Raw genomic sequence first — 24,707 nt, forward strand, 5'->3', positions numbered from 1 at the left:
AAATAACTATCTTTACATAATAAAATATGGAAATCCTTTTAGACAATATCGATATGCGGATACTCCGGCTGATGCAGGAGAATGCACGTATCTCGAATGTGGAGCTGGCGCGCGAGCTGGAGATGGCCCCTTCGGCTATGCTCGAACGGGTGAAGAAACTGGAGCAGAAGAAGGTGATCCTGCGATATAACGCCCAGGTGAACGCGTCATTGATCGGTCAGCGGCTACTGGCTTTCATTTTTATAAAAACCACGGACGGATTTGGTTCGCCCGTAACGGGTCCGGCGCTTGCCAAGATCCCGGAGGTGCAGGAAGTGCACAATATTGCCGGGGATGACTGTTATCTCGTCAAGGTCAGGACGGCGGATTCGGCGGCGCTGATGTCGCTGATGCGAAATGAGTTTGCTCAAATCCCTACGATCCATTCTACGAAGACTACGATCGTGCTCGAGACCGTAAAAGAGGAACAGCGACTAAATATTCCAGATTCCCAAAAATAGTAGTTATGTCTACTCCTTCTAACAGGCCTGCCTCCACGATAATGGTGGTGGTAGCCTTCGCAATCGTATACGTTGTCTGGGGTTCGACCTATTTCTTTATCCGGCTGTCGGTGCTGCATATTCCGCCGATGATGGTGGGCGCATTCCGATTTATACTGGCTGGGACCCTTATGCTGCTGTGGTGTCTATTTACCAGGAAAAAACTATTCTCGTGGAAGGTCATGCGGCCGGCCATCGTGAGTGGTCTGCTGCTGCTCGGGACGGGCAACGGGGCTCTGATCTGGTCGGAGCAGTATATTCCAAGCAGTCTGGCGGCTATTCTGCTGGCGGCGGGGCCGGTGTGGTTCGTGTTGCTCGATAAGGGGAAGTGGAAGGAGAATTTCCGGAGCCGGTCGACGATCGTCGGGCTGGTTGTCGGGTTTGTCGGGGTGTTGCTGCTTTTCGTGCAGCAACTGAGCAGAGGGTTGTCCGGGGAGCATATGGAAACGGTGGCTCTGGTGGTACTGGTGCTGGGGTCGGTCTCGTGGGCTGCCGGTTCTCTTTATTCCAAATACAGGACGGCCGAAGGCAGCAGTAATGCGGTGAATGCGGGCTGGCAGATGTTTGCGGCGGGTGTTGCGTTTATCCCCGCGAGTCTCGCCAGCGGGGAGTGGGGGGCGTTTCATCCGGCGGAGGTGCCCCTGAGCTCGTGGATGGGGATCGTCTATTTGGTGACGATGGGTTCGCTGGTCGGTTACAGCGCGTTTGTCTGGCTGCTTCAGGTGAGGCCGGCTACCCAGGTGAGTACGCATGCCTATGTCAACCCTGTAGTTGCGGTGTTATTGGGCACTTTATTTGCCGGCGAGCGGATGAGCTGGCTTCAGCTGACCGGCCTGGCGGTGATACTGGTCAGTGTGCTGCTGATCAATTTGTCAAAATACCGTTCGGTCCCCGGCACCAGGCCTCAAAAGAGGGCGGGGGTGATGGCGGCGGAATAAAATAAGTTGTACATACCTACTATATTGATGTCATTTTCTCCGAGGATTCAACCAGAAAGGGAGATAATTTGTTAATTTGGGGCCGGAGGGAACTTCCTACAAAACACCGGCCATGGACCAGACCAGTATCGACTATAGCAGTATTTTAGAACAGGCGCAGCATTATGTCCGATCCTTTTTCGACACGCACATCAGTGACAAGCTGGTTTATCACAACAGAAAGCATACGGAGCGGGTCGTGGAGGCGGCCGTACAGATCGCGCAGCATTATCAACTGAATGATGCTGAGTTCTTTACCGTTAAGATTGCGGCGTGGTTCCATGATATCGGGTATCTTACCGGGGAGGGGCCCGGTCACGAAGAAAGGGGCGCGCGCATGGCGGAGTCTTTTCTGGAAGGGACGGGAGTGGACAGGGGAATCATCGATTCCATCCGGAAGTGTATCCTTGCGACCCAACTGCCCCAACGGGCCGTGACCCTGCTGGAGCAGATCGTCTGTGACGCTGATCTGTATCATCTGGGGACGGAGGAGTTCTCTGACCGGAACAAGGCGATGCGCAGGGAGGCTGAGGCGGTGAAGCACCGGAAGATAAGCAAGGACGAATGGCGAAAGGGTACGATCCGTTTTCTGGAGAGTCACGCATTACTATACCGACTATTGCCGGCTATTGCTGAATGAGAAGCAGCAGGAGAATCTGGAAAAGCTGAAGGCAAAGGAGCCGGATGACGAAGAACATGTGCTGAACGGGCTGTTGCGGCAACATGGTTTGCTGGATTCCAATGTCGCGGGCAACGGGAATCCGCTGGAGGAGGTTGCTACGCAAGGCGGGGGTCTCCGATGACGGCCATGGTGATTCCGACGGGGAAAAGCCTGCGGCGAAGAGAGAAGAAGAATAAGAAAAAAGATCCGGGCCGTGGTATCGACACGGTGTTCCGGATCACGTCGAATAATAATCAGCGGCTGAGTTCGCAGGCGGACAGCAAGGCGCATATTCTGATACAGGTGAACGCCATCATCATTTCGGTTTTGCTGAGCCTGCTGCTGAGGAAAATAGAGGATCATACCAATCTGGCAATACCTGCTACCCTGTTGTTGTTCGTGAACCTGGTCACGATCATATTCTCCATCTTGGCGACGCGGCCGCATGATTCCGCCTGGTACGTTCACCAAGGCAGACCTCGACGAAAAAAGGTCAATCTTTTGTTCTTCGGTAATTTTTACCGGATGAGTCTCGAGGAGTATGCGGGCGGAATGCTGGTCATGATGGATGACAAGGACTTTCTTTACGGCAGTCTGATCCGGGATGTATACTATCAGGGGATCGCGCTGGGCAAGAAGTATTTGTGGCTGAGGTGGTCCTACAATGTGTTCATGTATGGTTTGATCGCGTCGGTACTGGCATTTTTGATAGCGGCGCTTTTCTTTCCGTCAAGGTAAAATTTTTATGCAGAATACTGTCGTACATATTATTAAAGGGATCGAGGGAGCCGACCAGCCGGATTCCCGCATTTCCTTTCAGGGGTTTTATCAAATTCCTGAAGGAGAGGAGGCGGGAGGAAGGGACTATGCGGGTCAGGTTCCTGGATTTTGTGATCCAGCACTTCGAGCAGCGTCTGGGGGACAAAAACTATGTGGAGCTCGATGAGTTGGATAAGTATGCCGATCTGCTCGAGCTGATGTATACCTGTATTTCGCCGGCAATCTCCGACGAGAGCGATCTGGTCTGGGCGTTGGCCGTACCTGTGAGGCCCACGATCTTTTACGGGACGGACGCGATGTATGATCTTTTACGGGATCCCGACACCAATCAGAAAAAGGCCAGGATCCTCGAGAAGGACAAGGAGCGTCACGAGCTGAAATACGATCTGATCTATTCTCTGATACTGAAGCATCTGTATCAAATCGAGCTTCCGGCGGGAAACAGTCTGGTGAAGTCCTGGCTGAATGAGGCGACGAGGGATGAGCACTTATTATAATGTCAACATAGATACGCGTTTTACGGAAGTGACGGCTAAAGGGCCGCTGCCGGAGATCGATGCGCGGCTGTTCAGTTCGCACCTGTCCCATCCGGAGCTGATGGTCTGGCTGAAGCAGCATCTGCCGCTGAATCTGTTCCGCTTCGAGGGTATCAATGCGATGACGCTGACGGATGTCACCACGGAGTATGTGATGGACAGCATGAAGAATATCATACTGGATTCCGACTGCTGCGGGACGGATGTACGCAATCAAAAGGTGATCCAATTTCTGAAAACGCTGGCTCACAAGACCGGTGTGGAGATCGGGCTGGTGCGCTTTCCTGAAGGTGAATGGAAGGCCGGTGTTCTCCCGGAGATCTGCCGTCACAGCGTACTCGCGGAGGCATTTACCGATGATGCCATGGCGAAGAGCTATCAGCGCATGGTGGAGGACTATTTTCTCGATCCGCAGCAGTTGGTGTATGAGTCGTTGCCGGCACAGCAGCCGGGGAGGTCTTTTTCCTCGAGCCATTGCGCAGGATTGGGGTCTGTTGTTATGCGCTGATACCGGTGTTTTATAATAACCGGCTGGCGGGGGTGATGGAGGTTTCTTCGAAGACGGAGGGACAGGTGGACAGCGAGCTGTTGTCGAGGCTGGACGTTGCTGTCCCGCTGCTTGCTCAGATGCTGCAGCGAAGCGTGGATGAATTTGACGCCCGAATCAAGGCGATTGTCAAGGAGAATTTTACGTCGATACAGCCGGCGGTGGAGTGGAAATTCAATGAGGCGGCTTGGCATTTCGAGGAAATGCAGGAACAGGGTGAGAATCCGCCGGTGATCGAGACGATCTATTTCAAGGATGTGTATCCCTGTACGGGGCTATCGATATCCGCAATTCCACCATCGGGCGGAACGGAGCCCTGCGGAAGGATCTCGAAGTCCAGTTCGACATATTGACGCTGACGCTCGGGCCGTCTGCACGAGGCGGTGAGCCTGCAGCTGATCGAGGAGCTGCTGTTCCGGGCCAGGGGATGGCAGAAGGCGCTTGGGGGTGCGCTGACGACGGCCGATGAGCTGAGTCTGAATGCTTTTGAAGGATAAGGTCGGCGGTTTTCTGGAACATTTTGCGGAAAGCCGGCCGGAGGTAAAGGAAATAGTCCGTCCTTATCTGGAGGCGATCGACGAGGAAAAGGGGGTTGCATTTTCCAACCGCAGGGACCTGGAGGTGTCGATCCAACTGGTCAATAAGACGATCAACCGGCATCTGGAGGTGGCAGCCGACGAGTTGCAGAAGTCCTATCCGTCCTATTTCGAGAAGTTCAGGACGGATGGTATCGAATCACGATATTTATATCGGGCAGTCTATTGCGCCCGGGCATCCGTTCGACCTTTTGTATCTGCGTAATCTTCGGCTCTGGCAGCTGAATTCGATGGCTACGATCGTTCGGCTGACGCATGCGTTGTTGCCGCAGATGCCCGAACGGCTGGAGACGACGCAGCTGATCTTTGTGCATTCTTCCTCGATCGACATCAGTTTTCGCAAGGACGAACGGCGGTTCGATGTCGAGGGTGGATACAATATCCGCTATCAGGTGGTGAAGAAAGAATCGACAAGGTGCACGTGCGGGACACGAATGAAAGGCTTACCCAGCCCGGTAAGATAGCGATCATCTATCTCAACGAGCGGGAGGCGGATGAGTACTGGGGGTATATCCGGTATATGCAGGAGAAGGGTGTTCTCGGCCTGGAGGTAGAGAATCTGGAGCTGGAAGAGTTGCAGGGGGTGAGCGGGCTGCGGGCGTTGCGTGTCGGGGTGAACGTAGAGGATGAAGAGGGGAAGAGGGAGTTTCGCGTAGAGATGGAGCGGATGAAAGGCTAGTGGTCACGATGTATCAGTTCATTTTTATAGTGCTGTTTTTTTCGATCTCAGGGTGCAGGGAACCGGAGCCGGTGTTCTCTCCTCCGGGTTATGATCTGGCCTCTCCCCAGAAGTTTGTGATGGGTGAAGTGCTCCATGAGATATCGGGTATTGTGTTCCTGAAGGGTAATCCCGATACGATGTATGCCATCGAGGATGAGGCGGGCAAGCTATTTCATTTTCATTTAGGGGATCGCAGTTTTCCATACTGGAAGTTCGGAAAGCACGGTGACTATGAGGATGTCGCGATACTGGACGATAAAGAGTTCGTGGTGCTGCGAAGTGACGGGAGTCTTTTTTGTCCTTCCCAAAGAACAGGCCGAGAAGGGGGAGGCCGCGACGAAGGTCTACGAGCATATACTCCCGACAGGAGAATACGAAGGGCTGTTTGCGGACGAGGGGGCAGGCTGATCGCGCTGTGTAAGAACTGCCCGGATGACGACCAGCGGGAAGAGGTCACTGCCTATGTGCTGCAATACAATGCGCGGCGTGAGTTGGCGGTAACCGACCATTTCCTGATAGAGGCGAAGGCATCGAAGCTGCGCAGCTCGGACCATAAGAAGGTGAAATTCCATCCGTCCGCGCTGGCCCGGCACCCGCTGACAAAGGAATGGTTTATCCTTTCGTCCGTCAACAAGGCCCTGCTGGTGCTGGACGGACAAGTGGAAGCTGAAGAAGACCTATCAGCTGGACCCCATCCTTTTCAAGCAGCCGGAGGGGCTTGCTTTCGACAGCAGGGGAAATATGTATATCAGCAATGAGGGACATGGGGAAACGCGAACGCTTTGTTGTTCAACTATAAGCCATAATTATGAGCCGAATTTTAAGAATCGTCAGTCTGGTTTTATTGGTTTCAACCGTTTGCCGGACGGGATATGCGCAGGGCGACCGGGTTGTGCAGCGGATCTATCTTGTGGGGGATGCGGGAGAATTGAAGGACGGGCATCATCCCGTGTGCGACTGGCTGAAAGGGCATGTAGACTGGAATGACACCGGCAATGTGCTGGTCTATCTGGGGGACAACGTCTATCCGCATGGTATGCCGCCGGAAGGGGCCAGGGGTGTGGACGAGGCCAGAGAAATAATAGACTATCAGTTGTCGGTAGTAGCGGGTAAGAAGGCGAGGGCCTTTTTTGTACCGGGTAACCATGACTGGAAGCAGGGGAAGCCTGGAGGATGGCAGCAGGTCAAGAATGAACAGAATTATATCGATTCGGTGGGACTGGCAAATGTCGATTTTTTGCCGAAGGACGGTTGTCCGGGACCGGTAGCGGTGGAGGTGGGAGAGAAGGTGGTGCTGGTGGCGATGGACAGCGAGTGGTGGCTGCAGGAGGAGGGGGAGCGTCCGGGGCTGGAGTCGGGCTGCGAGTGTAAGGACCCGAAGGCGATTACCAATGCGTTGAGGGATATCATCAGCAGCTATCCGGACAGGCTGATCCTGGTGGCCATGCATCATCCCCTATACACACATGGCGAGCACGGCGGATACTACACCATCAAACAACATATTTTTCCACTGACGGATATAAAGCCGGGGCTTTGGATTCCCCTTCCGCTGATCGGGTCCATCTATCCGATAGCCCGGGGGTATTCGGGAATGTGCAGGACGTGGCGAATCCCCGGTATAAGGACCTGCGTGAGGCGGTGGAGTCCGTGATCGCCGGGCATCCCAATGTGGTGCATGTGGCGGGGCATGAGCATACCCTTCAGCTGTTGCGGCACGACAGCATTTATTATGTCGTCAGCGGATCGGGTTCCAAGAATACAAGGGTAAAGATGGGGCAGTATTCGCTGATGGCGAGGGAGGGGCATGGATTTTCGGTGATAGAGGTGACGCAGAGCGGGAAGGCTGAAATAAAGTTCTATTCGGTTCCTGAAGGGGAGACCATCTATACGGCTGCTTTGCCTCCGCTGCGGCCCAAACCGGTGGTGGAAGAGCTGGCTAAGAGCTGGCCCGATTCGGTGACAATCGCCGGTGATCCGGAATTCCGCGCCGGTGGGTTCAAGCGCTGGCTGCTGGGTGCCAATTACCGGAAGGAATGGGCGGTACCGATCAGGGTAAAAGTATTCGATATGACGGGGTGGACGCCGTTGCAGAGGGGCGGCGGGAATCAGACGCGGTCGCTGCGGATGACCGGTCCTGACGGGAAGCAGTATGTGCTGCGGGGGTCAGGAAATATGTGACCGAGAATGCGTTGCCGACGGTCGTTGCCAAGGATGCGCTGGTGCAGGACCTTGTGGCGGACGGGGTTTCCGCGTCCTATCCCTATGCTGCGATGTCGATACCGCCGTTCGCGACGGCGTTGCATGTACCGCATGCCAGCCCCAGGATGGTGTACGTCCCGGATGACCCGAGGCTGGGGAAGTTCAGGAGGCGACTATGGCAACTTGTTCGCCTTTCTCGAGGAGCGGGAGCCGGGCAACGGGAAGAAGACCTATAATATGGAGGATATCGACAAGAAATTGTTTGAGGATAATGACAACGGGGTGGATCAGCATCGGGCGCTGCGGGCGCGTCTGCTGGATATGTTTGTCATGGACTTCGACCGCCATGAGGACCAGTGGAGGTGGGAGGCGGATGATTTTGGCAAGGGGAAGCTGTTTTCCCCGGTGCCGAGGGACAGGGATCAGCCTTTTTTTATCAATAAGGGGGTGTTGCCGTGGATTGCGGGGAGTGCTTTTCTCGCGCCTCAGCTGCAGGGGTTCAGGCCGAAGGCGAGGAATATCAACACCTTTAATTTCAATGGCCGGAATTTCGACCGCAACTATCTGAACGAGCCAACGGAAGAAGAGTGGCGCAGGGAGGCTGAGGCCATGGTCGCGACGATGACCGACTCGCTTATCGAGAATTCGCTGCATTTACAGCCGGTGGAGATCCACTCCTATTCCATGAATTCGATCATCGCGAAGCTGAAAGAGCGGAGGAAATACTATGTGGAGGATGTGATGGCTTACTACAGATTCCTGTCGAAGCAGGTGAGCGTCTTTGGCAGCAGCAAGAACGAGCTGTTCGATATCGACCGGCAGGGGAGGGATTCGGTGACGGTAACCGTCTCGAAACTGACGAAGGAAGGAAAAGACGGGACGGCAGATGTATAAGCGGACCTTTTATTCCGGCGTGACGAAGGAAGTAAGGCTGTATGGACTGGGAGGCAACGACGAGTTCAGAACCCACGGTCAGGGCGGCGGTGTGCTGGTCCGGATCATCGGAGGCCCGGGGGAGGATGTCTATAAGACGGAGGCGGCTTCGCCTGCGGTGAAGACGAAGATCTACGACCTCAGCACCGAGAAGAGCGATTTCGAAGGAAAAGGAGGGCATCGGGAATTCCTGTCGGATAATGCCAGTGTAAACGGTTTTGACCGGCTGGGATACAAATACAATATACTGACGCCTTTGCCGAATATCGGATATAACCCCGACGACGGCGTGTTGATCGGATTGATGTTCAGCTATGTCACCCGCGGATTTCATAAGGAGCCGTATAAGCAGCTCCACAATCTGACCCTGCTGCATGCCTTGTCGACGAAAGCCTATGCGTTCAAGTATAATTTCGAGGCGATCCAGGCGGTCGGGAAGCCGGACCTTCTGGCGGATGCGGATGTCAGGGCGCCGAGCAATACTATCAATTTCTTCGGTCTGGGCAACGAGAGTGTTTATGTTAAAGACGCGAAGGAGGGCATCCGTTATTACAGGGCCCGGTTCAACAGCTATGATGTAGACCTCCAGCTGAGGAAGCGTTTCGGGAAGGCGTTCTCATTTGCGGTGGGACCTGTATTCCAGTATTTCTCGCTGGATAGCGCCGACAACAGGGACAGGTACATCAACCAGACGGGGCAGAACGGTTTGGATCCCGGCTCTCTGTATCTTTCCAAGGCATTTTTGGGTGGAAGGGCAACGGCGACCGTCGACAACCGGAATGACAAGGCGCTGACCTCACGCGGGATCTTTTGGCAGACCCGCTTTAGCAGTCTCGGAAATCTGAATAATAATAGCCATGCTTATTCACAGCTGAACTCCGACCTTTCGGTGTTCATGAGTTTCAATTCCCGGGCGGACGTGGTACTGGCTTCACGGGTAGGATACGGAAAGACCTTCGGCCAGTACGAGTTCTATCAGGCGCAGTATCTGGGGGCTGGAGAATCTGCGGGGCTACCGGAAATACCGTTTTGCGGGTGACGAGATCTTCTATCACAATCTCGACCTGCGGGTGAAAGCTGGGGGATTTCGAGACCTATCTGTTTCCCGGTTCGCTGGGGCTGCAGTTCTTCAACGATATCGGCAGGGTGTGGCTGAAGGGCGAGGACAGCCATCAGTGGCATGATGGGTATGGCGGCGGCATATGGATAAGTCCGTTGAAGAAGTTCGTATTCTCGGCCAGTTATGGGCAGGGGACGGATGGGGGTGTGTTCCTGTTCAAGCTGGGATTTCAGTATTAGATAGAAGGGACGGACGGTGGCGTTGGTGGCCCCGGTGGCATAGTGATTGCATATTGGCGGAAATCGGGCCCGGCGGAGGCCGGCGAAGACCCGGCGGCGGCGGAGCTAAGGGGAAATTGATAAAATTTGTAATAATCTGGTTGTAAATGCGTTCTCGGAAGTGAAACCGGATTGAACGTATTTATGGTGCCTTACCGTTACCACTTTTGTGCCTTACTGCTGCTGTTTCATTCAATCCTGGCCTATCCTCAATCAGAGCATCTATCCTTTGAGCATCTGGGGACGGCCCAGGGTTTGTCCCATAGCAATGTCATCTGCACTCTGCAGGACAGCCGGGGTTTCATGTGGTTTGGGACGAGGGAGGGGTTGAACAAGTACGACGGATATCTTTGTACAGTTTACAGAAACAAGATAGGTGATGACAGGAGCCTGACCAACAATCTGGTCAATGCCATCGTAGAGGATGACAAGGGTTATCTGTGGATCGGGACCTGGGGGGCGGGCTGGACCGTTATGACAGGCGCACCGATCAGTTCGTTCATTTCCGGCATAATCCGGCGGATCCGAACAGCCTTTCGAGTAATCTGGTGCTGTCGCTGCTGAGGGACAGCCGTGGTTATCTCTGGATAGGGACGGAGGACGGTGGTCTGAACCGGATGGATTCCACGGGCCGCTGTGTTCATTATATCCACGATCCGAAAGACGAGCATAGTATCGCGGCCAATTATGTGAAGGCGCTCTGTGAGGATGCCGACCACCAGATATGGGCCGGTACCGCCAGTGGACTTTGCCGGCTGGACAGGAAGACGGGGGCCTTTTACAGATGGCTGCACAACGAGCATATACCTTCCTCGATCAATAACAACTCGGTTACTTCTCTTTTTACGGACAGTCATCACCGTCTCTGGATAGGAACCTACAGCGGACTTGACGGCTATGACCGGGCGACGAGCGGATTCAGGCATTATCAGAAGGGCGGTCATTCCGCTAAGGGTATCACCAATAATACGATCAATTCGGTGACGGAAGACGGCGACGGTAATATCTGGATAGGTACGGAGAATGATGGTCTGGTGATCCTCGATCCGGAGACGGGTAACTGGAAGCACTACCTGCACGATGAGGTAGATGCGTCGAGCATCGGAACCAACTCACTCTACGGTATTTGCAGGGACAGTAAAAAGAATATGTGGGTGGGGTCCTTCAACGGAGGCGTCGACTTCGTCAACAGGGATGCACGCAAGTTTGCCCACTACAAGCATAATTCGTCTCCGTATAGCCTCAGTAATAATCATGTGCTTTGTATCTATGAGGATCACCGGGACAATCTGTGGATCGGGACGGACGGCGGAGGTCTGGATCTGCTGGACCGTAAGACCGAACGGTTTAGGCATTTCCGGCATGTTCCGGGGAACTCCGCGACCATCTGCGGCGACTATGTGCTGCGGGTGGTGGAAGACAGCAGGCACAATCTGTGGGTCGGGACCTGGGCGGATGGATTGACGATCTATAACCCGCAACGAAATACTTATACTCATTTTAGAAATAACCCTGACGATAAGCATAGTCTTCGCAGCAATAATGTATGGGCTTTGTGTGAGGACAGCCGTCATCGTATGTGGCTGGGTACGTATGGGGGCGGACTGGAGCTGTATGACCCTTCCATCAGGGGATTCATCCATTATCAGCACAATGACGAGGACACGAATTCTCTGGGTAATGACAAGATCCACGTGATCTTCGAGGACAGCCGAGGGCGTATCTGGATAGGGACGGATGGAGGAGGGCTGGACCTTTTCGATCCTGAGCGGGGAAAGTTCAGGCATTATCGTCACAGGGATGGGGCCAATAGTCTCTGCAGCAATTATATCAATGGAATATTCGAGGACAGGGGCGGGAATCTGTGGATAACGACTACGGAGGGAATGTCGAAGATGGCAGGGGACCGATTTGTGACGTATACGATGCGGGATGGATTGCCGGACGATGTCATTTTTGCATTTCTTGAAGATTCCGCGGGGGTGAGATGGATCAGCACCAATAAGGGGCTGTGCCGGTGGGATGCGGTAAGCGGGAAGATAAAAAATTATGGCGTATACGACGGTCTGCAGGCGAACGAGTTCAAGGAGAATGCCTGGTGCAGGAGCCGTAACGGGCTGCTCTATTTCGGCGGCGGAAATGGATTCAATGTGATATCGCCGGAGCATATGCGTTCAGAGCCTTTCGATCCTCCGCTGGTGATGACGAGTTTCCAGATCTTCAACCGGGAGGTACCGATCGGTCAGGACGGGGATATGGTTTCGCCGTTGAGTGCTTCGATCGGGGAGACGAAGTCGATCGAACTGCCGTATAAGAATTCCGTCATCACCTTCATTTTTGCGACGCTGAATTTTACCGACCGGGAGAAGAAGAAATATGCGTTCATGCTGGAGGGATTCGACAAGACCTGGAACTATGTGAACCTGAAGCGTTCCGTGACCTATACGAATCTGGACCCCGGTACGTATCAGCTGAAGGTTAAGGGGTTGAACAATGAAGGGGAATGGTCCGGCAGGATACTTAGTTTGAAGATAGTTATCACGCCTGCCTGGTGGATGACGTGGTGGTTCCGGGTTTCGCTGATCGTGGTCATTCTGGTCTGTGTGTTTGTCTTTTATCGTCTGCGGTTGCGGACCATGAATCAGCTGAACCGGGAGTTGGAGAGACAGGTCAGGGAGCGGACGGAACTGCTGACGACGCTGAGCCAGGAGGAGCGGAATGCGAGGGAGGAGGCGGAGCGGGCGCGGGAAGAGGCGGAGCAGGCGAGCAAGGCGAAGAGTGTCTTCCTTGCTACCATGAGCCATGAGATAAGAACGCCCATGAATGGCGTGATCGGGATGGCTTCCCTGCTGGCCCAGACGCCTCTTACGTCGCAGCAGAAGGAATACAATGCTACCATCATCAATTGCGGCGAGAGTCTGCTCAACGTGATCAATGATATTCTGGACTATTCCAAGATAGACAGCGGGAAGATGGAGATCGAGCAGCGGAATTTCGACCTGCGTCAGTGTCTCGAGGAAGTGCTGGGGCTCTTTTATGAGCGTGCGATCAAGTCGGGACTGAGGCTGGGATATCATATCGATCTCAAAGTACCGATGTATGTCGTCGGGGATGCGCTGCGGCTGCGGCAGATCCTGATGAATCTGGTGAGCAATGCGGTGAAGTTCACCCACGAAGGAGAGGTGACTGTCGTGGTGCGTGTGCTGACGGCCGATGGCCTGGGGGGCTCGAGCTGGGTTTCGAAGTGCGGGATACGGGCATTGGAATACCGGAGGAGAAGATAGAGACATTGTTCAAGCCGTTCTCGCAGGTGGACTCGTCGACAACGCGTAAGTATGGCGGCACCGGACTTGGGCTGGCGATCAGCGAGAAGCTGGTGGCGCTGATGGGAGGTAGGATCAGCGTGCGGAGCAGGGTAGGAGAAGGGACGCAGTTTGCGTTTTCCATGAAGGCGCGGGCGGGTGAGAAGCCGATAGACCCGGCGAAGGAAGAGACTGTGGCGCGGGAGGTGATGAAGACGGGTTTTGCGGAGGAGTTCCCCCTGCGGATACTGATAGCGGAAGACAACCTGATCAATCAGGAGCTAATGAAGCAGATACTGGGTAATCTGGGATATAAGCCGGATACGGTAGAGAATGGGGTATTGGCGGTGGAGGCGGCTTCGCGACATGCCTATGATCTTATCCTGATGGACGTTCAGATGCCGGAGATGGATGGGTTGGATGCGACGAGGAAGATAAGGAGGGAGTTGGAGAGGCAGCCGGTGATCGTGGCGTTGACGGCGAATGCTATGCAGGGCGACCGTGAGGAGTGTTTGCAGTCGGGGATGGATGACTATATCAGTAAGCCGGTGAGGTTGGGGGAGTTGATGCAGATGCTGGAGAAGTGGGCGAAGCAGGGGGCTTAGAGCTCCGTGGAGGGGTGGCGTGGGTTCGGGATAGTTAGATCTTTCGGTGCATGGAGGAATCGCGGATGATGAGTTCGCTCCGGATGATGATAGTATCGGTCGAGTTGGCGGAGGGGGATCCGCCGAGCTGATCGAGGAGGCTGCGGGCGACCTGTTCGCCCATCTCTTCGCCGGGATAGTTGATCGTGGATAGTTTGGGATGCGTGATCCTGGAGATAGCGTCGTTATTGAATCCTACGATAGCGATGTCCTGGGGTATGGCAATACCGCCTTCTTTCAGTGTCTGGAGAAATACAGCAGCAAAGAAATCATTGGTTATAAATACGCCGTCGGGGCGTGTCTTAGCGCTCATGCCGATGATCTGGCGGGCGGTGCGGACCGCGGAAATTTCGCTGAGGTCGTTGACGATGAGCAGGGAAGGATCGTATTCGAGGCCGTAATCGGTGAGGGCTTGTTTGTAGCCTTTGAGGCGTCCGGCGTAGACATTGCGGTGGAGGTCGGCGGTGATGTGGGCGATGCGGCGGCAGCCCTGGGCGGCGAGGTGGGCGGTGGCTTCGTAGCCGGCTTTGACGTTGTCGATGACTACGCGGGTTCCATATGGGAATTCTTCGACCCGGTCGAAGAAGACCACGGGGATGTTTTTGCGGACGAATGGTTCGAAGTGGTCGAGGTCGGCGGTATCGAAGGCGAGGGAGGCGATGAGTCCGTCCACCCGCTTGTGAAACAGATTGTGTACGTTGGCGACTTCCTTTGTATATGTTTCGGAGGAGTGGCCGATGATCAGGTCATAGCCGGCTTCGGTGGCGACCTTTTCGATACCTGCGAGGACGGAGCTGATGAACTGGCTTTTGAGCTCGTGTACGATGATGCCGATAGTATGGGTCTTTTGCATCCGGAGGTTGCTGGCGAAAGAATTGGAGCGGTAGCCCATCTCTTTGGCCTGGTCCATGATACGTTTGCGGGTCTTGATATTAATCGCAGGATGGTCTTTGAGGCCGCGGCTGACGGTAGCCGGGGAGAGATTGAGCACTTTGGCGATGTCGTAGATCGTGATCTCTTTTTTCCTGTCATTTGAGGGCAAGTTATTTATTTGGGGGTAAAATCGCCAAAATAAATAAACAATAAATAATCTGGAAATAATCTAAGCTGCAATCGGTTGCAATTCGATTAATGTTGCTATATTTACCGCTCTGCGGGGTGGGGACGGTGAATTGTCGCGGGGGGCGGATGGCCGCGGAGAAATTGCGTATGAAAAATTGTTTGCTGCATGTTGTTATTAGGTATTGATCTGGGGACCTCTTCGATAAAGGTGGCGGTGACCGACGCGGATAGTCATAAGGTGCTGGCTACGGCGCGAGTATCCGGAAAATGAGGCGGTCATTACGTCCCGGCAGCCCGGCTGGGCGGAACAGTCTCCCGAAACCTGGTGGGAGTATGTACAACAAGCTATAAAGCGGGCGCATGCCAGCGGTGCTTATGATCCTTCGGAGATCGGGGCTATTGGGATTGCGTACCAGATGCACGGATTGGTGCTGGTAGACAGGGAGCAGCGGGTTTTGCGGGACAGCATCATCTGGTGTGACAGCAGGGCCGTGCCTTATGGGGACAAGGCCTTTTCTACTATTGGCGAGGCGCGCAGTCTCGACCGGCTGCTGAACTCACCGGGGAATTTTACCGCCGCGAAGCTGGCCTGGGTGAAGGAGAATGAGCCGGATGTATATGCCGGGATCGACAAGGTGTTGTTGCCGGGGGATTTTATTTCTTTGCGGCTGACGGGGGAGGCGACGACGCATATCTCTGCCTTGTCGGAGGGTATATTCTGGGATTTCAAGGATGATAAATTGTCTTCGGACGTTTTCGGGGTCTTTGGCTTTGACGAGCGAATGATCCCCGAGGTGCGTCCCCTATTCTCGTCGCATGGCGAGGTCAAGCCAGGTGTGGCGGCCGGGCTGAAGCTGAAGGCGGGGATCCCCGTGACGTATAAGGCGGGGGACCAGCCGAATAACGCTTTGTCGCTGAATGTGCTGGAACCTGGGGAAGTGGCGGCAACCGCCGGGACCTCCGGCGTCATATATGGGGTCAGCGACCGGCTGACCTATGATCCAGGTTCGAGGGTAAATTCGTTTGCGCATGTCAACTACCGGCCCGATGCGAAGCGGGTTGGGGTCTTGCTGTGTATCAACGGTACGGGGATATTGAACAGGTGGATAAGGGACCTGACGGGAGGGCGCGAGTATTCGAAGCTAAATGAGGAAGCTGCGGCCATCCGGCCGGGGAGCGATGGATTGAGCGTGCTACCGTTCGGGAACGGAGCCGAGCGTATCTTTTACAATAAAATTATCGGGGCGCAGGTACTGGACGCAGATCTGAATGTCCATGGAGCGGCGCATCTGTACCGGGCCGGGCAGGAGGGGATCGCATTTTCCTTCCGGTATGGACTGGATATCATGCGGGAGAATGGGATGAATCCTTCGATCATCCGGGCGGGGAAGGCGAATATGTTTCTGAGCCCTGTGTTTACGGAGGCGTTCGTGAATGCGACCGGTGTGCCGGTGGAACTGTATAACAGCGACGGCAGCGTGGGCGCTTCGCTGGGCGCGGGTATCGGCGTCGGTAAATTCAGACATGCGAAGGAAGCGTTTGCGGGATTGAAGCCGTTGTCGCTGGTGGAGCCCCGCCGTGTATCGGAATATGAGGAACTGTACAGAAGATGGAAAACAAAATTGGACCTTTTTTTAAAATAATATAAAATATATAGCTATGCCAGTTATCAGCGGAGGAGAAGGAGTTCTTTAAAGGAATAGGACAGATAAAATATGAAGGCCCGGGGTCTGATAATCCCCTTGCCTATCGTTGGTATGACGAGAAGAAAGTTGTAGCAGGGAAGACGATGAAGGATCATTTACGGTTTGCGGTCGCCTACTGGCATTCTTTTGTCGGTAATGGGGCCGACCCGTTCGGAGAGCCCACCCATGTATATCCATGGAATGAAAAATCCGATCCGGTAGCAAGGGCTAAGGATAAGATGGACGCGGCTTTTGAATTTATCACCAAGCTGGGTCTGCCTTACTTACTGTTTTCATGACGTCGATGTCGTTGACTATACGAATGATGTAGCCGATAACGAAAAGCGGCTGAATGCGCTGGTCAACTATGCGAAGGAGAAGCAGGCGGCCAGCGGGGTCAAACTGTTGTGGGGTACGGCCAATCTGTTCTCCAACAGGAGGTATATGAACGGCGCCGCCACCAACCCGGATTTTCATGTGCTGGCGCATGCCGGGGCACAGGTGAAGGCGGCACTGGATGCGACGATAGCGCTGGGGGGAGAGAATTATGTGTTCTGGGGCGGAAGGGAAGGTTATATGAGCCTTCTGAATACGAATATGAAACGGGAGCAGGAGCATCTTGCCCGATTCCTCCATACGGCTAAGGACTATGCGCGCAAGCAGGGCTTTAAGGGAACGTTCTTTATCGAGCCCAAGCCGTGTGAGCCGACCAAGCACCAGTACGACTATGATGCGGCTACGGTCATCGGATTTCTGCGGCAGTATGACCTGCTGGGTGATTTCAAGCTGAACCTGGAGGTCAACCATGCTACGCTGGCGGGGCATACTTTTACGCACGAGCTGCAGGTGGCGGTGGATGCGGGGTTACTGGGCTCGATGGATGCGAATCGCGGGGACTACCAGAATGGCTGGGATACGGACCAGTTCCCGACCAATATCAATGAGCTGGTGGAAACGATGCTGATTATTCTTGAAGGCGGTGGTTTTCAGGGGGTGGTATCAATTTCGACGCCAAGCGCCGGAGGAATTCCACGGACAACGCGGATCTGTTCTACGCGCATATCGGGGGCGTGGATAATTTTGCCCGGGCGCTGGTGATAGCGGATATGGTCCTTACGAAATCGGACTATTGGAAGGTGCGTGCCGATCGGTATGCTTCTTTTGACGGAGGGAAGGGCGCTGCCTTTGTGAAGGGGCAGGTTAGTCTGGAGGACCTGAGGGAGTATGCTGTTGCTAACGGCGAGCCGAAGGTGATCAGCGGAAGGCAGGAGTACCTCGAGAACCTCATCAACCGGTTTATATAAATTTTTAGTATATGTGCGGATAGCCGGCATATGTCGGCTATTTGCCTTATTTTTAGGACTTCACTCAACCTCATCGCTACCATATGCAAATGTTACAATCGCTGGACAAGGTCGTTTTCTTCATCTATTTCTTAATCGTTGCATTTTACGGATTTTGGATCTACAGGCGAAAAAAGGCTGCGCAGACCAATTCCAAAGATTATTTCCTGGCGGAGGGTGCGTTGACATGGTGGGCCATCGGTGCGTCGCTGATAGCCTCGAATATTTCTGCGGAGCAGATGATCGGCATGAGTGGATCGGGTTTTTGCTCGGTCTGGCTATTTCCACCTATGAGTGGATGGCTGCCGCGACGCTGGTCATCGTGGCGATCTTCTTTATTCCCGTCTATCTGAAGAACAAGATCTATACGATGCCGCAGTTCCTGAGCCAGCGGTATAACGACAAGGTAGCGATGATCATGGCGATATTCTGGCTGGCCCTTTATATCGTGGTGAATCTGATGTCGATCCTTTATCTTGGGGCGCTGGCGGTGAGCGGCATCTCGGGTCTCAATATCAATCTCTGTATCTTTCTTCTTGCCGGTTTTTCCATTATTATCACGCTGGGGGGGATGAAGGTCATCGGGTATACCGACGTCATTCAGGTCTTTTTCCTGATACTCGGCGGGTTGGTGGCTACTTATATCGCGCTGAATCTGGTGGCTGAGAAGTCCGGCCAGTCGGGGCTGCTGGCGGGCTTTAAGATACTGACGAAGGATGCCCCGGACCATTTCCATATGATCTTTAAAAGGATTCACCCAACTATGTGAGTCTTCCGGGTCTGACCGTACTGATCGGGGGGATGTGGATCGTAAACCTTAACTATTGGGGTTGTAACCAGTATATAACGCAGCGGGCATTGGGGGCAGACCTGAAGACGGCGCGCAGCGGTATTTTGTATGCGGCTTTTCTGAAGCTGCTGATGCCGGTGATCGTCGTGTTGCCGGGCATCGGCGCCTATGTTCTGTACCAGAAGGGAATGTTCCATACCGAGATGCTTAGCTCATCGGGGGTTGTGGACGTAAACAAGGCGTACCCCAATCTGATGACGCTGCTGCCCGATGGTTTTAAGGGGCTTGCGTTTGCGGCACTAACGGCTGCGATCGTGGCTTCCCTGGCGGGTAAGGCGAACAGTATCGCTACTATTTTTACGCTGGATATTTACAAAAAGGCGATCAACCGGAATGCCGACGAGAAGCATCTGGTGACGACGGGTAAGATCACGGTCATTGTCAGCATGCTGCTGGCTATTCTGATGTCGCTGGTCATCGGTGAGAAGCTGATGGGTGAAGGAAAGCAGGGTTTCAACTATATTCAGGAGTATACGGGGTTTGTGTCTCCGGGGATCTTTGCGATGTTCATACTAGGATTCTTCTGGAAGCGGACGACCTCGAATGCGGCGTTGTTTGCCACTATCGGGGGATTTATTATGTCCTGTGTCCTGAAATTCCTTCCGTCATGGGGAGTTAACCTGGACTGGCTGACGCCTTACGGGTTCTATCAACCGAACTTTGCGAATGGCGGCAAGTACGAGATACCATTCCTTGACCGGATGGGGTTTGTGTTCCTGTTCTGTATCGCGGGGATGGCGGTCATCAATTTTGTGGAGAACAGGCGGGGTATTAAGAACAATGGGATGGTGGTTGACACTAGCATGTTCCGGGTATCGAAGGGTTTTGCGGTCGGCGCGCTGATCATCTGTGTGCTGCTGATCACCTTGTATACGGTATACTGGTAGTGGTAGTCGTGAGATAATATTGGAGACCGCCTCAGGAGATGGGGTGGTCTTTTTATTTTAGCCGTTCGACTTTTGTTTTAGCTGTTCGAGTCTTCCTTTGAGACCGGCCTCTATGTCTATTCCTTCGACCAGTGTTGCGTGGATCCAGTGTCATGAAATCGTCAGGGTGAGTCTGGCTCTTTCCTGTCCGGGCGTTGATGCGTGTAAATCTCGTCCAGAGGATGGCTTTGGGCTGGCCCGACTCGTCCATCATGAGCATTTCCACGACAAGCCAGGTATCGCCCCAGGCGATGAGCGCCGACTGGATGCCGACGCGGTCGTTGTAGAATACGGGCCGGAGATAGCGGATCTCGTGCTGGCTGACGACGAACATGTCACCGCGCTGCGCCCATTCTTTGAGGTCGATGTCGTAGTGAGTTTTCAGGTGGTCTTCCCGGGCGTTGAGGAAGTAGTCGATGTATTTGCTGTTGTTGAGGTGGCCGAGCGGGTCGCAGTCGTTGAAGCGGACCGTATAAAAGGAGACAGGTGTTTTTTCCATTTATGTGGAATTTGGCTGAGCAAAGATAAGGGTCCTTGCGGCCCCGGGTAAATCAAAAAGGCAGCCGGTGAAGGCTGCCTTTTGCTGTGTGTGACCTTGTGTGACTACCAGATGTTAACACGAAGACTGTCGGCGCGATACATCTTGTCGCCGTATTTGACATTAAAAGCCTGATAAAATTCCGGAATGTTGACTACGGGGCCGTTGACGCGTTCTTTCGCCGGAGCGTGTACGTCCGTCATCAAGCGGGGAGGCCGGGGCTTCCTTTCTTTCCTGGTACATCCAGCCGTATGCATAGCCGAGGAAATAGCGCTGGAGGGAGTCAGTCCGCCGAGCTTTTCGTTGTTCTTATAGGCCGCGGTTTTTTGAAGGCGTCCAGTCCGAGGAGGAGTCCGCCGAGGTCGGCGATATTCTCGCCCTGGGTGGCGTCGCCGTTGACGTGGAGGGTATCCACGGGGTTGAATTCGGAAAATTCTTTTATGATCAGGGAGGCGCGCCGGCGGAATTGTTTTTCGTCTTCGGGCTGCCACCAGTCTTTCAGGTCGCCGTGTTCGTTGAACTGGCGGCCTTCGTCGTCGAAGCCGTGGGTGATCTCGTGGCCGATGGTGGAGGCCGCGGCGTATCCGTATACGAATGCGTCGTCGAGCTCGCTGTCCATTTTGCCGGGAACGGCGAAGATGCCGGCGGGGAGCACTATTTCGTTGTTGCTGGGATTATAATAGGCGTTATAGGTCTGCGGGGTCATGTCCCATTCGGTGCGGTCGACGGGTTTACCGAGGCGGCTGAATTCATAATTATGCCACCAGGCGGCGGCTCGCTGCATATTGAGAACAAAGGGGCCGCGGTCGATGTGCAGCGCGCTAAAGTCTTTCCATTTATCGGGGTAGCCTACTTTTTGGTGATATGGGCGAGCTTGTTGAGCGCTTGTTTTTTGGTCGGCTCGCTCATCCAGGTGAGTCGTTGGATCCTTTCCCTGTAGGCGTCGCGGATGGCTTCGACGAGGTCGGTATAGCGTTGTTTAGCTGCGGGCGGAAAGTATTCTTTTACAAAGAGCTGGCCGAGGGCTTCACCCATGGCGCGTTCTTCTGCGTCGAGAACCCTTTTCCAGCGCGGACGGGGGATGGCGGCGCCTGTCAGGGTCCGGCGGTAGTCGAAATAATTATTGAATGTGTTTTTGTCGAGGTAGGGTGCGGCGGACAGAACGAGGTGCACCCGGAGGTAGTTCTTCCAGTCGCTGAGGCTGGTTTGGGTCAGCTGGGCGTTGAGGGCGGCGTAGAATTCGGGCTGGCCGATTATGATGGAGTCGACTTTTTTGAGGCCGGTGTTCCGGAACCAGTCTGCCCAGGAGAGGGCGGGGGTGGCTGCTGGAGTTTGGTCCAGCTATATTTATTATAGTTCTTTACGGGGTCGCGGAGTTCGGCGAGTTTGCGGGAGGCTTTGGCCAGGCGGGTTTCGAGGTTGAAGACTGCGGTGGTGCTGGCTGTTGTGCCGGTGGAGACGGCGGTTGCTCCCGTGTGGTAGAGGCTGTCGAGCTGATGGAGGGTGATGGAGATATATTTCTTGTAGGCCTCCCGTACGAGTACAGATTTTGGATCGGTTTTGAAATAGTATTCGCGGTTGGGGAGGCCGAGGCCGCCTTGTCCGAGCTGGAAGGCCATGAGGTCGCTGTTTTTGGCGTCCTGTCCCACGCCGTCGTCGAAGAGGACGCCGATATTCCTGTTGTGAAGTTTCGCGGCGATGCGCAGAAGGTCTTTTGTAGTATGGATGGCGCGGATGGAGTCGAGGTCCGGGCGGAGGGGGCTGAGGCCCTGTTGGTCTGCGCCGACGGAGTCCGTGCCGGAGTACCAGAGGGCTCCGATCTGCTGTGAGACGACGGTTTCGGTGGGATGGGCGGTGGCACGTTCGCTGATGTTGCGGGAGGCGTTGGTAGATGTCTTCGCGTACGAGCTGGCCGATGCCCCAGCTGCTTTCTTCGGGGGGATACGGTTATTTTTATCCAACCGCCATTCGCGTAAGTAAAGAAATCTGTGGCGGGGTTGATGGTTGTGTCGAGGTTTCGGACCAACAGGTCGGGAGGGATCGACTGGTCGTGGGAAAATGCGAGGGCAAACAGGGGTAAAATGAACAAGGCTTTCCTGCTAATCATGCACTAGTATAGTACAAATATTAACGGCAACGACGCTTTTTAGCTAAAATATTGACTAACGGAATTTTAGCAAGATGAGTGGAGGGGCACGATAAGGGTGGTTGGGTAAAATATGGTTTATCTGCAGCAGTCTTTTTTGCGGATGAAGATCGCTTTGAACAGACGGACGAAAATATTTCCTATGGTTTTCGCGGCGCTCATCTGGTATTTATGGTGATATAGTCGATCACCGACCCGACGGTGGTAAGTTTTTCAGCTTCTTCGTCGCTGATCTTTATATTAAAAGCTTTTTCCATTTCCATGAATGCTTCGAGGACATCGAGGGAGTCGAGGCCCAGATCGGTGGAGAATGATGCTGTGTCGACGAGGGCTGATTCGTCTACGCCGAGCTTTTCGTGGATGATGTTCCTTACTCTTGCCGCGATGTCGGACTTTCTGGTGGTAAGCGTGCTCATAATCAATTTTTTAATGGGGGGGTGGCAGGGCTTGCAGGCAATCGTGCGGTCAGTATGGAGTGTACAAAGATACTGCGAAAAATGATTGTTTATTGGTAATTTGCGCGGCCAAAACTGGACGAAGTCCAGTTTGTACACGAGGCTTTGCCGAGTGTACTGACATAGTGATACTTGGGCAAAAAAGTATTTTTTGGTGAACTTTTTTGCCCAAATTTTAACATATGAGTAATACGCCTAAGAAAACAATCATTGTGACTTCGTCTTCGTCCGCTCCTGCGGGGGCAGCGGCGAAAAAGAAGGAGATGCCGGTTAAGATCGGACTGCTATTGAATTTTGGTCAGGAGAAGAGGGGGGATTGTCGGTCGAGCTGTTGCTGGTGATGGAGAAGAAGGAAGGGAGGAGCTATCAGCGTATACCGCTGACGGGTGCATTGTACAAGACTTATTTACCGAGTCTGCCCCCGGCGGTTGCTTCGGTGATCCGGAAGCTGGCGGATGAGGCTTTGCTCGAGTGTCTGGTAAAGGGAGGGTTTGCGTGGCTAAGGGATGCGGATAAGCCCTGGGACAGTCTGGACGAGCGGCACTATATCGTCCTGCGGCATTGGATGAGTGATGCCCTTCAGGAGTTGAAACCGCTGACACCCGCGATACCGCTGTTGTATTATTTGCCGGCCGGGCAGCCTTTTATGAGCACGAATATCCGGCCGGCGTCGATCAGCACGGCGACCCCAGCGCTGCGCTGGGTGCTGGAAAGAAAGGGTGGCTATCTTTCGCTGCGTTGTTTTGTCGAGATCAACAGTGGCGTTTTCCCGCTGGAAGAATTTCAGCGGCCTCCTTATTTTTTGAAGAGCGGGAACGAATATTTTTTGCTTAAGAAGGATGACAGCGCTGTGTTGGATGAGCTGGCCGCGGGGGCGATGGAGGTTCGCGAGGAAGGGCTGCCGCGTTTTCTGACGGAGGTGGTCAGGCCGCTGGCGGAGCGGTATCCTGTTGATATGGATGCGGTGATCCGGAAAGAGACGATCGATGTGGCGCCTTCCGGTCGGGTATATGTAAGCGAACTGAATGAGAATTTCCTGCTGATCAAGCCCAAGCTGGCTGTATGCGGAGCACGAGCTGGAGGATGGCGAAGAGGTGGAGACGCGTATCGAGGAGGACGAAAGGATCACTATCATACCGCGAAAAAAGATATCGAGCAGGAACTGATGGGTGTACTGCGGGGTTTGCATATGAAGTTCGAGGGGCAGACCAACGGATATTTTTATCTGAATTTTAAGGAGGCGCTGGAGAAGAGCTGGTTCCTGCGGTTCTATCAGCAGATGCAGCAGATGGATATCCCCGTGCTGGGGATGAACAAGCTGCGGAAGTTCAAATACAACACGAGTGTCCCACAGTTCGAGATCATCACGGGTCGCAGTATCGACTGGTTCGATCTTACTATCCGGGTCAGCTATGGCGATCTGGTAGTTCCGTTGAACGAACTGCGGAAGGCCATTCTGGGCCGGCAGGATTATATCCTGTTATCTGACGGAAGTCTGGGGATATTGCCGAAGGAGTGGATAGACAAATATTCGCTGTTGTTGCGGATGGGGCATATGCGGGAAGGGGGTATGCGTCTGCCAGCGGTACACTGGGCGATATTGCAGGAGTCGGGCGGAGCGGATGAGGAGCTGCAACGGGAGCTTTCCGAGAAGAAGCGGCGGTTGCTGGAAGTGGACCGGGACCGGCGGTGGCCGGTGCCCGCCGCTGTGAATGCCCAGCTGAGGGATTATCAGGTGGGCGGTTTTCAGTGGATGTGTCTGTTGGATGATATGGGTTGGGGAGGTTGTCTGGCCGATGATATGGGTCTGGGAAAGACGCTGCAGACGTTGAGTTTTTTACAGCACCTGGTGGAGACCTATCCAGACGAGACACATCTTGTCGTATGTCCGACCTCGTTGTTGTATAACTGGGAGGGGAGCTGAAG

31 protein-coding genes and 3 pseudogenes are annotated in these 24,707 nt (G+C 54.0%); 28 read left to right on the plus strand and 6 right to left on the minus strand.

Annotated elements, in window-relative coordinates:
- The first annotated feature begins 26 nt into the window (after nucleotides 1–26).
- The 21 genes and pseudogenes from ACQ86N_RS06385 (at nucleotide 27) to ACQ86N_RS06485 (ending at nucleotide 13,737) form a co-directional block, all read left to right on the plus strand.
- On the plus strand, nucleotides 27–500 hold the full coding sequence (locus ACQ86N_RS06385; protein WP_431214449.1) for an Lrp/AsnC family transcriptional regulator: 474 nt from the start codon (nucleotides 27–29) through the stop codon (nucleotides 498–500).
- 5 nt (nucleotides 501–505) lie between these two features.
- Nucleotides 506–1,477 carry an EamA family transporter gene (locus ACQ86N_RS06390; protein WP_431214450.1) on the plus strand — a complete coding sequence of 324 codons (972 nt, stop codon included), beginning with the start codon at nucleotides 506–508 and terminating at the stop codon, nucleotides 1,475–1,477.
- Nucleotides 1,478–1,589: 112 nt separating this feature from the next.
- Nucleotides 1,590–2,156, plus strand: coding sequence for an HD domain-containing protein (locus ACQ86N_RS06395; protein ID WP_431214451.1), 567 nt, complete (start codon nucleotides 1,590–1,592; stop codon nucleotides 2,154–2,156).
- Nucleotides 2,146–2,319: a hypothetical protein gene (locus tag ACQ86N_RS06400; protein ID WP_431214452.1), complete on the plus strand. Its 174-nt coding sequence runs from the start codon at nucleotides 2,146–2,148 to the stop codon at nucleotides 2,317–2,319. The genes ACQ86N_RS06395 and ACQ86N_RS06400 overlap by 11 nt, the downstream gene beginning before the upstream one ends.
- Nucleotides 2,316–2,915 (plus strand): Pycsar system effector family protein, encoded by a 600-nt coding sequence (locus ACQ86N_RS06405; RefSeq protein ID WP_431214453.1) that lies wholly within the window; start codon nucleotides 2,316–2,318, stop codon nucleotides 2,913–2,915. Before ACQ86N_RS06400 ends, ACQ86N_RS06405 begins: the two co-directional genes overlap by 4 nt.
- A gap of 128 nt (nucleotides 2,916–3,043) precedes the next feature.
- The gene (locus ACQ86N_RS06410; protein ID WP_431214454.1) at nucleotides 3,044–3,454 is read left to right on the plus strand and encodes a hypothetical protein; all 411 of its coding nucleotides are present in this window, start codon (nucleotides 3,044–3,046) and stop codon (nucleotides 3,452–3,454) included.
- On the plus strand, nucleotides 3,438–4,001 hold the full coding sequence (locus ACQ86N_RS06415; protein ID WP_431214455.1) for a hypothetical protein: 564 nt from the start codon (nucleotides 3,438–3,440) through the stop codon (nucleotides 3,999–4,001). Before ACQ86N_RS06410 ends, ACQ86N_RS06415 begins: the two co-directional genes overlap by 17 nt.
- Complete coding sequence (locus ACQ86N_RS06420) at nucleotides 3,968–4,393, plus strand: hypothetical protein (protein ID WP_431214456.1); 426 nt, start codon at nucleotides 3,968–3,970, stop codon at nucleotides 4,391–4,393. The genes ACQ86N_RS06415 and ACQ86N_RS06420 overlap by 34 nt, the downstream gene beginning before the upstream one ends.
- A gap of 133 nt (nucleotides 4,394–4,526) precedes the next feature.
- Entirely contained in the window at nucleotides 4,527–4,841 is a 315-nt protein-coding gene (locus ACQ86N_RS06425) for a hypothetical protein (protein WP_431214457.1), read from the plus strand.
- Nucleotides 4,828–5,100: a hypothetical protein gene (locus tag ACQ86N_RS06430; RefSeq protein WP_431214458.1), complete on the plus strand. Its 273-nt coding sequence runs from the start codon at nucleotides 4,828–4,830 to the stop codon at nucleotides 5,098–5,100. The genes ACQ86N_RS06425 and ACQ86N_RS06430 overlap by 14 nt, the downstream gene beginning before the upstream one ends.
- Nucleotides 5,058–5,315 carry a hypothetical protein gene (locus ACQ86N_RS06435; protein WP_431214459.1) on the plus strand — a complete coding sequence of 86 codons (258 nt, stop codon included), beginning with the start codon at nucleotides 5,058–5,060 and terminating at the stop codon, nucleotides 5,313–5,315. The genes ACQ86N_RS06430 and ACQ86N_RS06435 overlap by 43 nt, the downstream gene beginning before the upstream one ends.
- A gap of 71 nt (nucleotides 5,316–5,386) precedes the next feature.
- On the plus strand, nucleotides 5,387–6,115 hold the full coding sequence (locus ACQ86N_RS06440; RefSeq protein ID WP_431214460.1) for a hypothetical protein: 729 nt from the start codon (nucleotides 5,387–5,389) through the stop codon (nucleotides 6,113–6,115).
- A 50-nt stretch (nucleotides 6,116–6,165) separates the two neighbouring features.
- Nucleotides 6,166–7,011, plus strand: coding sequence for a metallophosphoesterase family protein (locus ACQ86N_RS06445; protein WP_431214461.1), 846 nt, complete (start codon nucleotides 6,166–6,168; stop codon nucleotides 7,009–7,011).
- Nucleotides 6,954–7,538, plus strand: a complete 585-nt coding sequence (locus ACQ86N_RS06450; protein ID WP_431214462.1) for a hypothetical protein — start codon at nucleotides 6,954–6,956, stop codon at nucleotides 7,536–7,538. Before ACQ86N_RS06445 ends, ACQ86N_RS06450 begins: the two co-directional genes overlap by 58 nt.
- Nucleotides 7,535–7,795 (plus strand): hypothetical protein, encoded by a 261-nt coding sequence (locus ACQ86N_RS06455; protein ID WP_431214463.1) that lies wholly within the window; start codon nucleotides 7,535–7,537, stop codon nucleotides 7,793–7,795. Before ACQ86N_RS06450 ends, ACQ86N_RS06455 begins: the two co-directional genes overlap by 4 nt.
- A complete protein-coding gene (locus tag ACQ86N_RS06460; RefSeq protein ID WP_431214464.1) occupies nucleotides 7,743–8,453 on the plus strand; it encodes a hypothetical protein in 711 nt (236 codons plus the stop codon). The genes ACQ86N_RS06455 and ACQ86N_RS06460 overlap by 53 nt, the downstream gene beginning before the upstream one ends.
- Nucleotides 8,446–9,531, plus strand: coding sequence for a hypothetical protein (locus ACQ86N_RS06465; RefSeq protein WP_431214465.1), 1,086 nt, complete (start codon nucleotides 8,446–8,448; stop codon nucleotides 9,529–9,531). Before ACQ86N_RS06460 ends, ACQ86N_RS06465 begins: the two co-directional genes overlap by 8 nt.
- 107 nt (nucleotides 9,532–9,638) lie before the next feature.
- Nucleotides 9,639–9,791 carry a hypothetical protein gene (locus tag ACQ86N_RS06470; protein WP_431214466.1) on the plus strand — a complete coding sequence of 51 codons (153 nt, stop codon included), beginning with the start codon at nucleotides 9,639–9,641 and terminating at the stop codon, nucleotides 9,789–9,791.
- A 183-nt stretch (nucleotides 9,792–9,974) separates the two neighbouring features.
- A pseudogene (locus ACQ86N_RS06475) lies at nucleotides 9,975–10,256 on the plus strand (ligand-binding sensor domain-containing protein); the annotation flags it as partial.
- A 14-nt stretch (nucleotides 10,257–10,270) separates the two neighbouring features.
- Nucleotides 10,271–13,114: a two-component regulator propeller domain-containing protein gene (locus ACQ86N_RS06480; protein ID WP_431214467.1), complete on the plus strand. Its 2,844-nt coding sequence runs from the start codon at nucleotides 10,271–10,273 to the stop codon at nucleotides 13,112–13,114.
- Nucleotides 13,075–13,737: an ATP-binding response regulator gene (locus ACQ86N_RS06485; RefSeq protein ID WP_431214468.1), complete on the plus strand. Its 663-nt coding sequence runs from the start codon at nucleotides 13,075–13,077 to the stop codon at nucleotides 13,735–13,737. The genes ACQ86N_RS06480 and ACQ86N_RS06485 overlap by 40 nt, the downstream gene beginning before the upstream one ends.
- 34 nt (nucleotides 13,738–13,771) lie before the next feature.
- On the opposite strand, the gene ACQ86N_RS06490 is transcribed toward ACQ86N_RS06485, so the two are convergent.
- On the minus strand, nucleotides 13,772–14,818 hold the full coding sequence (locus ACQ86N_RS06490) for a LacI family DNA-binding transcriptional regulator (RefSeq protein WP_431214469.1): 1,047 nt from the start codon (nucleotides 14,816–14,818) through the stop codon (nucleotides 13,772–13,774).
- 298 nt (nucleotides 14,819–15,116) lie between these two features.
- Between ACQ86N_RS06490 and ACQ86N_RS06495 the strand changes: the two genes are divergently transcribed.
- The 5 genes and pseudogenes from ACQ86N_RS06495 (at nucleotide 15,117) to ACQ86N_RS06515 (ending at nucleotide 19,603) form a co-directional block, all read left to right on the plus strand.
- On the plus strand, nucleotides 15,117–16,481 hold the full coding sequence (locus tag ACQ86N_RS06495) for a xylulokinase (RefSeq protein ID WP_431217296.1): 1,365 nt from the start codon (nucleotides 15,117–15,119) through the stop codon (nucleotides 16,479–16,481).
- 294 nt (nucleotides 16,482–16,775) lie between these two features.
- Nucleotides 16,776–17,621 carry a hypothetical protein gene (locus ACQ86N_RS06500; RefSeq protein WP_431214470.1) on the plus strand — a complete coding sequence of 282 codons (846 nt, stop codon included), beginning with the start codon at nucleotides 16,776–16,778 and terminating at the stop codon, nucleotides 17,619–17,621.
- Nucleotides 17,594–17,827: a hypothetical protein gene (locus ACQ86N_RS06505; protein ID WP_431214471.1), complete on the plus strand. Its 234-nt coding sequence runs from the start codon at nucleotides 17,594–17,596 to the stop codon at nucleotides 17,825–17,827. The genes ACQ86N_RS06500 and ACQ86N_RS06505 overlap by 28 nt, the downstream gene beginning before the upstream one ends.
- An 89-nt stretch (nucleotides 17,828–17,916) precedes the next feature.
- Nucleotides 17,917–18,635 (plus strand): annotated as a pseudogene (locus tag ACQ86N_RS06510) (sodium:solute symporter family transporter).
- Nucleotides 18,632–19,603, plus strand: coding sequence for a sodium:solute symporter family transporter (locus ACQ86N_RS06515; RefSeq protein ID WP_431214472.1), 972 nt, complete (start codon nucleotides 18,632–18,634; stop codon nucleotides 19,601–19,603). The pseudogene ACQ86N_RS06510 and the gene ACQ86N_RS06515 overlap by 4 nt, the downstream one beginning before the upstream one ends.
- Nucleotides 19,604–19,655: 52 nt before the next feature.
- Here the strand turns inward: ACQ86N_RS06515 and ACQ86N_RS06520 are convergent, their stop codons facing one another.
- The 5 genes and pseudogenes from ACQ86N_RS06520 to acpP all read right to left on the minus strand — a co-directional run bounded on the left by ACQ86N_RS06520 (nucleotide 19,656) and on the right by acpP (nucleotide 22,742).
- Nucleotides 19,656–20,141 carry an acyl-CoA thioesterase gene (locus ACQ86N_RS06520; RefSeq protein WP_431214473.1) on the minus strand — a complete coding sequence of 162 codons (486 nt, stop codon included), beginning with the start codon at nucleotides 20,139–20,141 and terminating at the stop codon, nucleotides 19,656–19,658.
- 104 nt (nucleotides 20,142–20,245) lie between these two features.
- Nucleotides 20,246–20,383: a M13-type metalloendopeptidase gene (locus ACQ86N_RS06525; RefSeq protein WP_431214474.1), complete on the minus strand. Its 138-nt coding sequence runs from the start codon at nucleotides 20,381–20,383 to the stop codon at nucleotides 20,246–20,248.
- 80 nt (nucleotides 20,384–20,463) lie between these two features.
- Nucleotides 20,464–20,964, minus strand: coding sequence for a M13-type metalloendopeptidase (locus tag ACQ86N_RS06530; RefSeq protein WP_431214475.1), 501 nt, complete (start codon nucleotides 20,962–20,964; stop codon nucleotides 20,464–20,466).
- Nucleotides 20,965–21,029: 65 nt separating this feature from the next.
- A pseudogene (locus ACQ86N_RS06535) lies at nucleotides 21,030–22,141 on the minus strand (hypothetical protein).
- A 343-nt stretch (nucleotides 22,142–22,484) separates the two neighbouring features.
- Nucleotides 22,485–22,742: an acyl carrier protein gene (gene acpP, locus ACQ86N_RS06540; protein ID WP_431214476.1), complete on the minus strand. Its 258-nt coding sequence runs from the start codon at nucleotides 22,740–22,742 to the stop codon at nucleotides 22,485–22,487.
- 221 nt (nucleotides 22,743–22,963) lie between these two features.
- On the opposite strand from acpP, the gene ACQ86N_RS06545 reads away from it, so the two are divergent.
- On the plus strand, nucleotides 22,964–23,122 hold the full coding sequence (locus ACQ86N_RS06545) for a hypothetical protein (protein ID WP_431214477.1): 159 nt from the start codon (nucleotides 22,964–22,966) through the stop codon (nucleotides 23,120–23,122).
- A complete protein-coding gene (locus ACQ86N_RS06550; protein ID WP_431214478.1) occupies nucleotides 23,098–24,705 on the plus strand; it encodes an SNF2-related protein in 1,608 nt (535 codons plus the stop codon). Before ACQ86N_RS06545 ends, ACQ86N_RS06550 begins: the two co-directional genes overlap by 25 nt.
- The last annotated feature ends 2 nt before the right edge of the window (nucleotides 24,706–24,707 follow it).

This window comes from Puia sp. P3 (assembly GCF_050632245.1).
Taxonomy (GTDB): domain Bacteria; phylum Bacteroidota; class Bacteroidia; order Chitinophagales; family Chitinophagaceae; genus Puia.